This window comes from Bradyrhizobium sp. 604_D8_N2_3, from assembly GCF_051810765.1.
In the GTDB taxonomy this organism is placed as follows: Bacteria; Pseudomonadota; Alphaproteobacteria; order Rhizobiales; family Xanthobacteraceae; genus Bradyrhizobium; species Bradyrhizobium barranii.
On the sequence record NZ_JBPWPM010000001.1, the window covers coordinates 3,431,656 to 3,444,573 of the forward strand.

13 protein-coding genes are annotated in these 12,918 nt (G+C 65.7%); 2 read left to right on the forward strand and 11 right to left on the reverse strand.

The annotated features are described in order from the left end of the window. The first annotated feature begins 10 nt into the window (after window positions 1-10). Together AB7245_RS16235 and AB7245_RS16240 are read left to right on the forward strand one after the other, a co-directional pair. Complete coding sequence (locus tag AB7245_RS16235; protein ID WP_085403157.1) at window positions 11-1,000, forward strand: ABC transporter ATP-binding protein; 990 nt, start codon at window positions 11-13, stop codon at window positions 998-1,000. Next, window positions 997-1,974, forward strand: a complete 978-nt coding sequence (locus AB7245_RS16240) for an ABC transporter ATP-binding protein (protein WP_014496506.1) — start codon at window positions 997-999, stop codon at window positions 1,972-1,974. Before AB7245_RS16235 ends, AB7245_RS16240 begins: the two co-directional genes overlap by 4 nt. 5 nt (window positions 1,975-1,979) lie before the next feature. Here AB7245_RS16240 and AB7245_RS16245 read toward each other — a convergent pair whose 3' ends face one another. The 11 genes from AB7245_RS16245 to AB7245_RS16295 all read right to left on the reverse strand — a co-directional run bounded on the left by AB7245_RS16245 (window position 1,980) and on the right by AB7245_RS16295 (window position 12,867). After that, the gene (locus AB7245_RS16245) at window positions 1,980-2,267 is read right to left on the reverse strand and encodes a YciI family protein (RefSeq protein WP_085403158.1); all 288 of its coding nucleotides are present in this window, start codon (window positions 2,265-2,267) and stop codon (window positions 1,980-1,982) included. A gap of 88 nt (window positions 2,268-2,355) precedes the next feature. Then, window positions 2,356-3,330 (reverse strand): sugar ABC transporter substrate-binding protein, encoded by a 975-nt coding sequence (locus tag AB7245_RS16250; RefSeq protein WP_071915426.1) that lies wholly within the window; start codon window positions 3,328-3,330, stop codon window positions 2,356-2,358. A gap of 42 nt (window positions 3,331-3,372) precedes the next feature. Next, complete coding sequence (locus AB7245_RS16255) at window positions 3,373-4,350, reverse strand: ABC transporter permease (protein ID WP_014496503.1); 978 nt, start codon at window positions 4,348-4,350, stop codon at window positions 3,373-3,375. Further along, complete coding sequence (locus AB7245_RS16260) at window positions 4,347-5,297, reverse strand: ABC transporter permease (RefSeq protein ID WP_071915425.1); 951 nt, start codon at window positions 5,295-5,297, stop codon at window positions 4,347-4,349. The genes AB7245_RS16255 and AB7245_RS16260 overlap by 4 nt, the downstream gene beginning before the upstream one ends. Further along, window positions 5,290-6,816 carry a sugar ABC transporter ATP-binding protein gene (locus AB7245_RS16265; protein WP_085403160.1) on the reverse strand — a complete coding sequence of 509 codons (1,527 nt, stop codon included), beginning with the start codon at window positions 6,814-6,816 and terminating at the stop codon, window positions 5,290-5,292. Before AB7245_RS16265 ends, AB7245_RS16260 begins: the two co-directional genes overlap by 8 nt. After that, window positions 6,813-8,207, reverse strand: a complete 1,395-nt coding sequence (locus AB7245_RS16270; RefSeq protein WP_085403161.1) for an FAD-linked oxidase C-terminal domain-containing protein — start codon at window positions 8,205-8,207, stop codon at window positions 6,813-6,815. Before AB7245_RS16270 ends, AB7245_RS16265 begins: the two co-directional genes overlap by 4 nt. Before the next feature lie 59 nt (window positions 8,208-8,266). Continuing rightward, window positions 8,267-9,151: an intradiol ring-cleavage dioxygenase gene (locus AB7245_RS16275; RefSeq protein ID WP_028155718.1), complete on the reverse strand. Its 885-nt coding sequence runs from the start codon at window positions 9,149-9,151 to the stop codon at window positions 8,267-8,269. Between the two features lie 14 nt (window positions 9,152-9,165). Beyond that, window positions 9,166-10,068: an NAD(P)-dependent oxidoreductase gene (locus AB7245_RS16280; protein WP_085403162.1), complete on the reverse strand. Its 903-nt coding sequence runs from the start codon at window positions 10,066-10,068 to the stop codon at window positions 9,166-9,168. Window positions 10,069-10,089: 21 nt separating this feature from the next. Next, complete coding sequence (locus AB7245_RS16285) at window positions 10,090-11,463, reverse strand: amidohydrolase family protein (protein WP_085403163.1); 1,374 nt, start codon at window positions 11,461-11,463, stop codon at window positions 10,090-10,092. A gap of 4 nt (window positions 11,464-11,467) precedes the next feature. Then, window positions 11,468-12,547, reverse strand: a complete 1,080-nt coding sequence (locus AB7245_RS16290; protein WP_085403164.1) for a maleylacetate reductase — start codon at window positions 12,545-12,547, stop codon at window positions 11,468-11,470. After that, the gene (locus tag AB7245_RS16295) at window positions 12,544-12,867 is read right to left on the reverse strand and encodes a Dabb family protein (RefSeq protein WP_085403165.1); all 324 of its coding nucleotides are present in this window, start codon (window positions 12,865-12,867) and stop codon (window positions 12,544-12,546) included. Before AB7245_RS16295 ends, AB7245_RS16290 begins: the two co-directional genes overlap by 4 nt. Window positions 12,868-12,918 lie beyond the last annotated feature (51 nt).

A 12,918-nucleotide genomic window follows, 5' to 3' on the forward strand; every position in this document is an offset into this window, starting at 1 on the left:
GGTGATCGCTATGCCGCTGCTCGAGGTCGAGAACCTTCAGACCCATTTCCGGACGCCCAGCGGCATCAACCGCGCGGTCGATGGCGTGTCCTTCCATGTCAACGAAGGCGAGACGCTCGCCATCGTCGGCGAGTCCGGCTGCGGCAAGTCGGTGACCTCGATGTCGCTGATGCGGCTGATCCCCGAGCCGCCAGGCAGGATCGCCGGCTCGATCCGCTTCGCGGGAAGGGACCTGCTGCAACTGTCCGACCGCGAGATGCGCGCCATCCGCGGCAACGACATCTCGATGATCTTTCAGGAGCCGATGACGAGCCTCAACCCGGTTCTGACGGTCGGCCGCCAGATCCGCGAAACGCTGATGATCCATCAGGGCCTGGACAAGCAGGCGGCCGAGGCGCATGCGATCGAGATGCTGACGCTGGTCGGCATTCCCGAGCCGAAGCGGCGGGTGCGCGAATATCCGCATCAGCTTTCCGGCGGCATGCGCCAGCGCGTGATGATCGCGATCGCGCTGGCCTGCAATCCAAAACTCCTGATCGCGGACGAGCCGACCACGGCGCTCGACGTGACCATCCAGGCGCAGATCCTGAAGCTGATGCTTGATCTCAAGCGCCGGGTCGGTGCGGCGATCATCCTGATCACCCACGATCTCGGCGTCGTCGCCGAGATCGCCGAGCGCGTCATGGTGATGTATGCCGGCCGCAAGGTCGAGGAGGCGCCCGTGGCCGAGCTGTTCCGCTCGCCGCGCCATCCCTACACGCAGGGCCTGCTCGGCGCCGTGCCGCGGCTCGGCTCCTCGCTAACAGGCACCGCGCGGCGTCTGGCCGAAATCCCGGGGCAGGTGCCTGATCTGCGCAAGCCCATCATTGGCTGCGTCTTCGCCGGCCGCTGCGCGCTCGCGACCGATCTCTGCCGCCAATATGCGCCTGGACTTGAAGAGAAGGCGCCTCGCCACGTCGCCGCCTGCCACTATTCCGCCAAGGGGGCCATCGCGGCATGAGTCCTCCGCTGCTCCAGGTCAACGACCTCAAGAAGCATTTTCCGGTCAAAAAGGGCCTGTTCGGCCGCAAGTCCGAATATGTCTATGCCGTCGACGGTGTGTCCTTCGAGATCGCGAAGGGCGAAACGCTGTCGCTGGTCGGCGAGTCCGGTTGCGGCAAGTCGACGGTCGGCCGCGCCATCCTGCGGCTGTTCGACATCACCGCGGGTCAGGTGATCCTCGACGGCCAGCGCATCGACGACGCACATCCGAGCACGATGCGCCAGATGCGCCGCCGCGTGCAGGTGGTGTTCCAGGATCCGTTCTCGAGCCTCAATCCGCGCATGCGGGTGCGCGACATCCTGGCCGAGCCGATCCGCAATTTTGGCCTCGCCAAATCCGCCGCCGATCTCGAAACCCGTGTGACGGCGCTGATGGACACCGTGCGGCTGCCGCGCGAGGCGCTCAACCGCAGGCCGCACGAATTCTCCGGCGGCCAGCGTCAGCGCATCGGTATCGCGCGGGCGCTCGCAGCCGAGCCCGAGCTGATCGTCTGCGACGAGGCGGTCTCGGCGCTCGACGTCTCGGTCAAGGCGCAGATCGTCAATCTCTTGCAGGATCTTCAGCGCGAGTTCGGCCTGGCGCTGCTGTTCATCAGCCATGACCTCGCAATCGTCGAGCACATGACCCATCGTGTCGCGGTGATGTATCTCGGCAAGATCGTCGAGGTGGCGCCGCGCCGCGAGATCTTTGCCGCGCCAAGGCATCCCTATACCAAGGCGCTGCTCTCCGCGGTCCCGCTGCCCGAGCCCGGCGCCCAGCGCAATCCCATCATCCTCAAGGGGGACGTGCCGAGCCCGATCAACCCGCCGAGCGGGTGCCGCTTCCACACCCGTTGCCCATACGTCTTCGATCGCTGCCGCACGGAGGAGCCGACGCTGCGTTCGACCGGACCCGAGCAATGGGTGGCCTGTCACCTCGAAGAGGCGCCGTAGGCCCTTCAGCCCTGGCGGCGCAGGAAGCCTGTGATCGTGACTTTCTCCCAGATGCCGGCTGCGGCGAAGGGATCGGCGCGGTTGAAGGCTTCGACCTCGGCGCGGCCGGGCGCTTCGATTAGGAACAGGCTGCCGATCATGGTCGCGCCGTCGTCGGAGACCAGCGGCCCAGACATCACGATCTTGACGCCGAAGCGCGATGTGTCGCTCAGAAAGGCCTTGTGGGCGTCGTAATTGGCGAGCCGGGTCGGCAGCGCGCCGGCGCGGTCGAGGGCGTGAATGGCGAACAGCATGATGTCTCCGTTGACGTGTCGGTTTTCTTGTGACGATTCTTGGGACGGCCGCGAAGGCGGCCGTCCGTGCTTGTGATGAGCGGTTGGGCTATTTGGCGCCGAGCTTGCCGGCGTCCTCGAAGGTCGGGCAGGTCCGTTGCTCCAGCGGTACGTCGAACGGCTGGTAATTGTCCTTGGTGATGACGGTCGGCTTCAGCACGATCTCGGAAATGACAGGCTGGTTGCGCAAGCTGCGGATCGCCATCATGGTGCCGAGACACCCTTGCGCAAATCCGTTGTAGTCGCCGCTGGCGAGCAGCTTGCCGGACTTGATCGCGTCGATCGCCTCCTTGGTGCCGTTGATGCCGATCACCTGGGCCTTGCGGTTCGCGCCGTCGAGCGCCTCGATCGCGCCGACCGCCATGGCGTCGTTGGCCGCCAGCACGCCGTCGATCTGCGGGTTCGACTGCATCAGGTTCTCCATGACCTGGAGCGCCTGCAGCCGCTGGTAGTTGCCGGGCTGCGAGGCCAGCAGCTTGGCGCCCGAATTCTCCTTCAGCGCGTCGTTGAAGCCGCGGACGCGATCGACATTGGTCAGCGAGCCCTTGACGCCCTCGATGATGACGATGTTGCCCTTGCCGCCCAGCGTCTTGAGCAGGAAGCGCGCGGTTTCGAGTCCGAGGCTGTAATCGTCGGCGCCGACGAAGGAGAGGAACTTGCCGCCGGCGGAGCGGTCGGTGATGTTGACGACGGGGATTTTCGCCTCGTTGATCTTCTCGACGCCCGGCACCATCGCCTTGTAGTCGACCGGCGTGAACACGATCGCGCTCGGCTTCTTCACCACGACGTCCTCGATCTGGCTGAGCTGCTCGGGGATCGAGTCCGGCTTGGTCGGGATGTACTGCAGCGTCTTCGCGTTCAGCGCTTTCGCCATGTTGTCGGCACCGACCCGCACCGTCTGAAAGAACGGATTGGTCTGGTTCTTGGTGAACACGGCGATGGTCTCGCCGTCGGCGCGCGCCTGTGTCGTGAACGCGGCCGCCATCAGCAGCGGCAGCGCCAAATAACCCATTTTCTGTTTCATGTAGCCTCCATCCCTCATTTTGCTTGTTGGATTTCTAAGAGCTCATTGCGCGCGGCGGCGGGTCTTCATGTCGAGCCAGACCGCGAGAATGACGATGATGCCGGTGACGAGCGGCTGCCAGTTGGCGCTGACCGACAACAGGTTCATGCCGTTCAGCACCAGCGTCAGGATCAGCGCGCCGATGAAGGTTCCGAACACGGTGCCGACACCGCCGAACAGCGAGGTGCCGCCGATCAGCACGGCTGCGATCGCGGGCAGCGTCAGGCTTTCGCCGATGTCGGCTTCGGCGGAATTGAGCCGCGACAGGAAGATGATCGAGGCCAGTCCTGCCATGGTGCCGGATACCGCATAGACCAGCAGCAGGCGGCGCGCGACCGGGATGCCGGAGAGGCGGGCGGCGACCGGATTGGCGCCGATCGCATAGATCTCCTGGCCCCAGATCGTTCGCTGCGCAAACAGCGTCCCGATTCCAAGGAACACCAGCAGCAGGTAGACCGGGATCGGCAGGCCGAACAGATAGCCGCTGCCGATCTGGCGGAAGCCTGCCGGGAAGCCGTGCAGGGTTTCGCCCGCCATGTACCAGTAGGTGAGGCCGTTCAGCACCCAGAGCATGCCATAGGTGGCGATGAAGGAGGGGATGCGCAGAGCGGTGACCATGATGCCGTTGAGCAGGCCAACGATGCCGCCGCAGGCGAGCCCGGTGAGGATGCCGAGCGCCGGCGAACCGGTCTTGTGGATCACGGTGCCGGCGATGCAGGCCGACAGCGCGACATTGGCGCCGACGGAGAGATCGAGGCCGGCGGTGAGCACCACCAGCGTCAGGCCTGAGGCGATGAAGAAGGTCAGGCTCGCTTGTCTCAGCACGTTGAGGATGTTGCCGAGGCTCAGGAACGAGTCGCTGAGCACGGCAAGCACCGCGCAGATCAGCAGCGCTGCGAGCAGGCGGTAGAACACCTGGATTGCGTCCTGCGACAGGAACGAGCGGGGCGGCGAGAGGGCCTCTTTGGAGATGTCGGTCATGCGCGGCTCCGGAGGCCGTCGAGGAAGAGAGCGACGATGACGAGGACGCCGACGCTTGCGACCTGCACCGAGGAGGGCATCGAGATCAGGTTGAGCCCATTGCGAAGCACGCCGACCGCGATCACGCCGAGCAACGTGCCGAGCAGCCAGCCATTGCCGCGCTCGAACGAGGTACCGCCGACCGCGACCGCGGCGATGGCGTCGAATTCGAGACCGAGGCCGGCGGTCGGATGGCCGGAATTCATGCGCGCGGTCATCAGCAGGCCGGCAATGCCGGCCATGGCGCCGCCGATCGCGTAGACCGCGATCAGCAGCTTGTTCGGCGAGAGGCCGGCATAGCGCAGCGCCTCGCGGTTGCCGCCAAGCGCGAAGATGTAGGTGCCGAAGCGGGTATGGTAGAGCAGTCCGTGGAAGGCAGCATAGGTCACCAGCGCCATCACGATGGGCACTGGCACGCCCAGAAGCGTCGCCGAATAGATGTCGCGCACGCTGTGGGGAATGCCGACCACGCTCTGGCCGTCGCTGACGATCAGCGACAGGCCTTGTGCCATGCCGAGCGTGCCGAGCGTCGCGACGAAGGGCGGGATGCCAAGGATCGCAACCAGCCAGCCGTTGGCCACGCCGAAGGCCGCGCCGACGAGAAGCCCGGCGCCGAGGCCCAGCAGCATCGACTTGGTCGCGAGCGACACGATGGCGACGCAGAGCGAGGTCAGCGTCAGCACCGCGCCCATCGACAGGTCCAGCCCCTCGGTCATGATGATCAAGGTCATCGGCAGCGCCAGCATGGTCAGGATGGTCGACTGCACCAGTACGTTGGAGAGGTTGGCGACCGACAGGAATCCGGGCGCGATCGCGCTGAACAGGGCGATCAGCAGCACCAAGACGATGGCAACGCCGGGAATGCGTTGCAGCGGATTGGGTTGAGAGACGACCGCGGCTTCACGCATGATGCATCCCCAGTCGCACGATGTTCTCCTCGGTCAGTTCGCTGCGGGTCAGGTGTCCGGCGATGCGACCCTCCCGCATCACATAGGCACGGTCGCAGACATGGCAGATCTCGACCTGCTCGGACGAGATCATCAAGGCCGCCGCGCCTTCGGCGACCAGCCGGTCGATCAGCGCAAAGATCTCGGACTTGGCGCCGATGTCGATGCCGCGCGTCGGCTCGTCGAAGATGAAGAGCTTTGAGCCGGCCGCCAGCCATTTGCCGATCACGACCTTCTGCTGGTTGCCGCCCGAGAGCAGGCCGACAATCTGGCGCGCGCTTGGCGTTGCGATGCGGAGCTGCCGGATCAGGCCGTCGGAGGTGCGCTGCGCGCTGCGCTGGTCGAACAGGCCGCTCGGGAACAGTTTTCGCAGCGCGGACACCACCAGATTGTCGCTCACCGACCGCAGCAGGGCGAGGCCCTCGCTCTTGCGGCTCTCCGGGATCAGCGCGATGCCGCGGCGGGCGGCAAGATCAGGCTCGCCGGAGATGGCCTTGCCGTCGAAAATGATCTCGCCTGACGTCACGGCATCGGCGCCGAAGATGGCACGGGCGACCTCGCTGCGGCCGGAACCGACCAGGCCGCACAGGCCGACGATCTCGCCCCGGCGCACCTCGATGTTGATGTCGGAAATGCCGGTCGACGAGCTCAAGCCCTTGACCTCGAGTAGCAGCTCGCCGGGCTTGTCGGCAAAATTGCGCGGGTAAGTCATGTCTACGTTGCGGCCGACCATCATGCGGACGAGCTGGTCCGGCGTGACGTCGGCAGGGCGAACGCCGTCGATGCGGCGGCCGTCGCGCATCACCGTGATGCGGTCGCCGAGCGCGAACACCTCCGCCATGCGGTGCGAGATATAGACGATCGATACGCCGTCGGCCTTCAGCCGCGCGATCAGAGCAAACAGCAGCTCGGTCTCGCGGTCGGACAGCGCCGCCGTCGGCTCGTCCATGACCAGGATGCGCGCGTCCTGGCTGATCGCCTTCGCGATCTCGACCATCTGCTGCTGCGCCACCCCTAACTTGTCGACGGTGGTGGAGGGATCGATGTCGAACCCGATCGTGCCGAGCACGCGCCTGGCGTCGGCCAGGATCTTGCGGCGGTCGATGGTGCCGGGAATGCGGCCCTTCGGCTCGCGGCCGAGGAAGATGTTCTGGGCGATATCGAGATGGGGGACCAGCGAGAATTCCTGGAAGATCACGGCAATGCCGAGCTTCTGCGCATCCGCGGTCGAAGAGATCGCGACCTTGTCGCCCTTGTAGTAGAACTCGCCGGCATCGGCGCGGTAGGCGCCGCACAGCACCTTCATCAGGCTCGACTTGCCGGCGCCGTTCTCCCCCAACAGCATATGGACTTCGCCGGGGAAGACGGCAAAGGAAACATCATCCAGCGCCTTGACGCCGGGAAACTCCTTGCTGATGCCGCGCAGCTCCAGCAGAGGCGCGGGTGAGGCGGGCTCGATAGCCAATGCGGCGCTGCTCATGCGTGCACTCCGCTCGCGAAGATCTTTCCGGGATTCATCAGTCCATCAGGATCGAGCGCGGTCTTGATCGATCGCATCACATCGACGGCTTCGCCGAGCTCGTCGGTGAGATAATCGATCTTGCCGAGCCCGATACCATGCTCGCCGGTGCAGGTGCCGTCCATCGCGATGGCCCGGGCGACCATGCGGGCCTGAAGCGCCTTGGCGCCCTCGGCCTCATCCGGCTTGGCCGGGTCGATCAGGATCAGCATATGGAAATTGCCGTCGCCGACATGGCCGACGATCGGGGCGGTAAAACCGTGCTCGTCGGCGTCGCGTCTGGTCTCGGTCAGGCACTCCGCCAGCCGCGAGATCGGCACGCAGACATCGGTGATCACGGCGCGCGCGCCGGGCCGCAAGCCCAGGCCCGCATAAAGCGTGTTGTCGCGGGCATGCCAGAGCCGGCTGCGGTCTTCCTGCGCCTTCGCCCAGGCAAAACCATGGCCGCCATGGTCGGCCGCGATCGCCTGCGCGGCTTCGGCCTGCTCGGCAACTGAGGTCTCGGAGCCGTGGAATTCGAAGAACAAAGTGGGGGCTTCGCGATAGCCGAGCTTTGCGTAGGCGTTGATGCCGCGCATCATGACGTCGTCGAGCAACTCGATGCGTGCCACGGGGATCGCGGACTGGATCACGGAGATCGCGGTGTTCACGGCATCGTGCAGGGTGTCGAAGCTGCAGACCGCGGCCGAGATCGCCTGCGGAACGGGATGCACCTTCAGGGTGATCTCGGTGATGATGCCAAGGGTGCCCTCCGCGCCGACGAACATCCGCGTCAGGTCATAACCGGCGGCCGACTTGCGTGCTCGCCTGGCGGTGCGGATCACGCGGCCGTCGGCCAGCACTACCTCGAGCGCCATGACGTTGTCCTTCATGGTGCCGTAGCGCACCGCCATGGTGCCGGACGCGCGCGTGGACGTCATGCCGCCGATCGAGGCGTCGGCGCCGGGGTCGATCGGAAAGAAAAGTCCGGTGCCGCGCAGCTCTGCATTGAGCTGTTTTCGGGTGATGCCCGGCTGCACCACGACGTCCATGTCGCTGTCATGCACCGTCAGCACCTTGTTCATGCGCGCGAAGTCGAAGCAGACGCCGCCGGCGACTGCGGCCGCATTGCCTTCGAGCGAGGTGCCCGCGCCGAACGGAACGATCGGCATGCCCGCGCTGGCGCAGAGCTTCACGATCTCGGCGACCTCCTGCGTCGTTTCAGGGAAGACCACGATATCAGGCGGCAAATTGCGATAATGCGATTCGCTCTGCCCGTGCTGATCGAGCACGCCGCGCGCAACGCTCGCGCGCGGGCCGATCATGCCGGTGAGGCGATCGGCCAATATGCTCGTGCTGACCCGCGGTCCCATCCTCAGCTCCCGTCTGCTCCCTGTCGTCGGACTCTTGTTCGGTCCGCCGTCGCTCAAGCTTAGGCGGCTCTCGCGTTGCTCGCGACCTGCTTCAGGCCGAAATCGTAATTGAGGTGGAAATAGTCGCGCTCCACCATGCGACCATCCGGCGCACGGCCGGCAGGATGGCCTGTGAATTCGCGGATCAGGCTGTCCTTGACGCCGAACACCACATCGCTGTCGAGGTATTTGTCACCGGCGACGAACACATGGGTCACGAGCTGCTCGAAACCGGGCGCCGAGATCATGAAATGGACATGCGCGGGACGCCAGGGATGGCGGCCCTGGACCTCCAGCATCTCGCCGACAGGGCCGTCATGCGGGATCGGATACGCCGCCGGCTTGATCGACCAGAAATGGAAACGGCCGTTGGCGTCGGTATGGAAGCGCGCGCGCATCGCGAGATCGCCGATGTCGTCGAGCTGCTGCACGTCGTAATAGCCGTCATCGTCGGAATGCCAGACATCCACGATGGCGCCCGCAAGCGGTTGTCCGTCGACGGTCGAGACCGAGCCTGTGACCAGCATCGGATCGCCTTCCATCGGGCCGGAGATATCGGCGCCGCTGTCCTTCTCCGGCGCGGCCTGGACGAAGAATGGGCCGAGCACCGTCGTCTCGGTCGCGCCTTCCGGCACCGGATGGTTGATCGCGTCGACCAGCATGGAGACGCCGAGCGTGTCGGATAGCAGGATGAACTCCTGGCGCTTGTCGTCGCACATGTGCCCGGTGCGGGTCAGGAAATCGATGCCGTATTCCCATTCCTTCTGGGTCGGCCGGACCTCGCGGACGAAGGCATGAAGGTGGCGCACTAGCGCTTCGCTGACCTCCTTGATGCGCGGATCGGTCGCGTCCTTGATCCGCTCCAGCACCGCGTCCGTTATCGTAGTCTCGTTGAAGTTGCGCATAGGTGTCTCCGCGATCAGAGTTTGGGTTCGCCAAGCCCGGACAGACGTTCCAGGTGCTTGACGGTCGCGATGAAGTCGGTGTCGCCGTCGCCCTGCGCGACCAGCGAGCCATAGGTCTCGCGCACCTGCGCTGCGAGCTGCAAGGGTACGCCTACGGCATGGCCGGCGCCGAGGATGAGATCGAGGTCCTTGGCCATCTGCTTGCATGAGAAAGTCGACTCGAAGTCGCGTGTCCGCAGCGGCTCGGTCTTGTACTTCACCATCGGCGAGGCCACCGCGCTATCGTCGAGCACCTTCAAGATGTCCTGCCAGGCGATGCCGCCCTTGCGCGCCAGCGCCAGGCTCTCGGCCATCATCGCCGCCGAGACCGCGATCATCAGATTGACCGAGAGCTTTGCGTAGCGGGCTTCCTCGGCCGGCCCGAGATAGGTCTGGGCGCGGGTGAAGGCGGCGAACAGCGTCTTGGCGTTCTCGAAGGCATCCTTCGGCCCGGAGACGAAGCAGGTCAGGGCACCGGTATGAACGATGCTGGCATTGCCCGAGACCGGCGAACGCAGATATGCAATGCCGCGCGCCTGTGCAGCGGCCGCAACTTCGGTGGAGGCCTCGACGCTCACGGTGCTGGTCTCGATCAGAACAGATCCAGCAGCCATCGCGGCGATCAGGCCGGCTGGGTCGAGCAACGCGCCGCGCAAGGCTGCGTCATCGGGCAGGGACGTGATGATCGCGGCCTTGCCGCTCACGGCCTCGGCCGGCGAAGCGGCAATCGAAATGCCTTGCGCACGCGCCTCGTTGACCCGGGCTGCGCTCTGATCGAATGCGGTCACGGCGTAGCCGGCCTTGGCGACGAGCGCCGACATCGGCAGGCCCATCTTGCCGATCCCGATGAAAGTGACATTCCTTGAAGCGTCGGTCATTGATCTCATCCATTGGCGCCTTCAGGCGGCGCGTCCCTGTCGTTCGATGTCCTGCACCAGCCGCCGGCCGGATTGGGCCAGCAGGTCCTTCTTCGTCTCCAGCCCCTCGATCAGCAGCTGGCCGTGCCGCTTCTTCCAGGTGCCGCCGATCATGACTGCCTCGATATTGGCGAGGCTCGTCTGCATCACGACCGTCGCGACGGGATCGTGCACCGGGACAAGGTTGAGATCGGATGCGTTGATGATGACGAGGTCAGCGAGCTTGCCCGGCGTCAGCGAGCCGATCTGGCCTTCGCGGCCGAGCATGCGGGCGCCTTCGGTCGTGATCCAGCGCAGCGCTTCGCGGACGGGGATCGTGGTCGTCGCCGGAATGGTGCCGCTCACTTGACGCGACTCCGCATTGTCGAGCGCTCGCTGCATCGACAGCGCGACGCGGGCGACGGAGAAGAGATCGCCGGCCAGCACGGATTCCAGGTCGATCCCGATGGTCGGGCGCACGCCGCGCTTGAGCAGCCGGCCGGTGATCGGAAAACCGTGGCCCTGGATCATCTCGTTCTCCGGCGTCACCGAGAAGGAGACGCCGAGGTCGACCATCTTGTCGAGGAGATCGTCGGGCAGATCGTTGCCATGAACGATGTTGATGCCGGCGCCGACGAGGCCGGCCTCGATCAGCTTCTCCCAGCCGCCGGGTGTCTTGGCCGGACCGCCGCCTTGATGCATGGATGCGATCAGGTTGAGCTCGCGCGCCAGGCGGAAGTCGTGCATCGCGACGTCGAGCGTCGAATAATGCGGGCCGAGAATGGCAAGCCCGAGCGTAACGAGGCCGTCGCGGTCGGCGAGGGGACCTGCCAGCAGCCGCTCGACTTCGCGGCGCGGATGCGGAATCTCGGAGAAATGCGGCTCGCCGGGCTTCGGCTCGGGTTTTGGCGAGCCGTGGAAGAAGGCGGCACGGATGCCGCTCTCGATCAGGCCGCGCACGGCGGCGTCGGTATGAGCGGGGGTCGGATTGTTGTGGCACCAATCGACCAGCGTGGTGGTGCCGCAATTGATCTGGTTCAGCGCACCGACGAGGGTCGCAATGTAGATGTCGCTGGGCCGGAACACGGTCGCGAGCCCGGCATGCATGCGACGGAAATATTCCAGCAGCGTCCAGTTCGCGGCATAGCCGCGCAATGCCGTCTGCCAGGTGTGCATATGCGCGTTGATCAGGCCGGGGATGACGATCCGGCCGTTGCCGTCCACGATCTCGGTTTCGGAAGCGCCGCTGCCGAGCTCGATCGATGGGCGCACATCGACGATGCGGCCGCCCTCGACCAGCAAATCGCCGGTGTTGAGATCGCCAATCGCATCATCCATGCTGATGATGACCGCGGATTTGATCAGCGTGCGCCGCATCGCTTCAGGCCGCCGCTTTGGTGGTAACAGGCGGCTCGCCGGCCCAGGCGCGGGCGATCAGCTCGCGGATCGCGTTGCGCTCGAGCGGGCGCGGATTCCAGTAGGCGTTGGTGACGGCGAGATCAGCCGCCTTGTCGATGCCGCTTTCGGGCATGCCGATGTCGCGCAACGCCAGCTTCGCACCCAGCCGCTTCGCGAGGTCGTAGAGCCCCTGGGGCGCGTCGGCCGCGCCGATCGCGCGCGAGATCCGCGCCATGGCATCGGGCACCGCCGGTGCGTTGTAGGCCACCGCATGCGAAAGCACGATGGTGTGGGTTTCGGCATGCGGCAGATCGAAGGTGCCGCCGAGCGTGTGGCAGAGCTTGTGATGCAGCGCCATGCCGACGGTGCCGAGGCAGACGCCGCACAGCCAGGCGCCGTAGAGTGCCTCGGTGCGAGCCTCGCGGTCATCGCTTTTGGCCGCAATCGCGGGCAGGGCGCGGGCCAGCGCGCGGATGCCTTCTTCCGCCATCAGCGATGTCACGGGATTGGTGTCGCGCGCATAGAGCGCTTCCACCGCATGCGCGATCGCGTTGATGCCGGATGTTGCAGCGAGGCTCGCCGGCAGCGTCAGGGTGAGATCGACGTCGTAGATCACGGTCTCGGGCAGCACGGCTGCGTCGCGTACCGTGGTCTTCAGGCCGTTCTCGGTCTGGCCGACGATCGGCGTCATCTCCGAGCCGGCATAGGTGGTGGGAATGCAGAGCTGGTTGACGCCGGTGCGCAAGGCCAGCGCCTTGCCAAGGCCGGTGGTCGAGCCGCCGCCGAGCGAGACGACGCAATCGGCCTCGCATGCCTTCATCGCCGCGAGCGCGCGCTCCGTGACCTCGACCGGCGTATGCATGGTCGCGCCGGGAAAGATGCCGGCAAAAAGCGAACCGAGTGCGGCCCCCAGGCTCTTGCCTTGCGCCTCCTGCTGCGGCGTCGTCAGCACCAGCGCGCGCTTGCCGCCGAGCCGCTCGACCTCGGCCCTGGCGGAGGCCAGCGTTCCGCTGCCGAACACGACGCGGCAGGGCAGGTTTTCAAAGGTGAACGAACCGATCATGCGCCGGTCTCTTTGATGGGATAATCGACCTGGAAGCGTCCGATCCGCAAGTCGCCCAGCGCCTCGCGGACGCGCAAATGTTCGGGGTGGGTGGCATAGGCGGCGAGTGCGGCCTGGTCGGTGAATTCGGAGAACAGCACCACGTCGCAGGCGTAATCGACATCGCTGACGTCAACGCCGACCTCGATGTGGGTGAGGCCGTCGATCCGGCCGCGCAGGCCCTCGAACAGGGTCTTGACCTTCACCCGGGCGGCAGACCGCTCTTGGGGGGTCTCCCCGCGCAGCCGCCACATCACGATGTGCCTGATCGGGCCCGACATTTCCCTGTTTCCTCGCCTGCTATCTTGCTTGTGTTCTGGCCATTTTGACTT

Bases quoted from the DNA above. Each gene is read 5' to 3' on its own strand.
- AB7245_RS16235 (WP_085403157.1), top strand. From the start codon at position 11: ATGCCGCTGCTCGAGGTCGAGAACCTTCAGACCCATTTCCGGACGCCC.
- AB7245_RS16240 (WP_014496506.1), top strand. From the start codon at position 997: ATGAGTCCTCCGCTGCTCCAGGTCAACGACCTCAAGAAGCATTTTCCG.
- AB7245_RS16245 (WP_085403158.1), bottom strand. From the start codon at position 2,267: ATGCTGTTCGCCATTCACGCCCTCGACCGCGCCGGCGCGCTGCCGACC.
- AB7245_RS16250 (WP_071915426.1), bottom strand. From the start codon at position 3,330: ATGAAACAGAAAATGGGTTATTTGGCGCTGCCGCTGCTGATGGCGGCC.
- AB7245_RS16255 (WP_014496503.1), bottom strand. From the start codon at position 4,350: ATGACCGACATCTCCAAAGAGGCCCTCTCGCCGCCCCGCTCGTTCCTG.
- AB7245_RS16260 (WP_071915425.1), bottom strand. From the start codon at position 5,297: ATGCGTGAAGCCGCGGTCGTCTCTCAACCCAATCCGCTGCAACGCATT.
- AB7245_RS16265 (WP_085403160.1), bottom strand. From the start codon at position 6,816: ATGAGCAGCGCCGCATTGGCTATCGAGCCCGCCTCACCCGCGCCTCTG.
- AB7245_RS16270 (WP_085403161.1), bottom strand. From the start codon at position 8,207: ATGGGACCGCGGGTCAGCACGAGCATATTGGCCGATCGCCTCACCGGC.
- AB7245_RS16275 (WP_028155718.1), bottom strand. From the start codon at position 9,151: ATGCGCAACTTCAACGAGACTACGATAACGGACGCGGTGCTGGAGCGG.
- AB7245_RS16280 (WP_085403162.1), bottom strand. From the start codon at position 10,068: ATGACCGACGCTTCAAGGAATGTCACTTTCATCGGGATCGGCAAGATG.
- AB7245_RS16285 (WP_085403163.1), bottom strand. From the start codon at position 11,463: ATGCGGCGCACGCTGATCAAATCCGCGGTCATCATCAGCATGGATGAT.
- AB7245_RS16290 (WP_085403164.1), bottom strand. From the start codon at position 12,547: ATGATCGGTTCGTTCACCTTTGAAAACCTGCCCTGCCGCGTCGTGTTC.
- AB7245_RS16295 (WP_085403165.1), bottom strand. From the start codon at position 12,867: ATGTCGGGCCCGATCAGGCACATCGTGATGTGGCGGCTGCGCGGGGAG.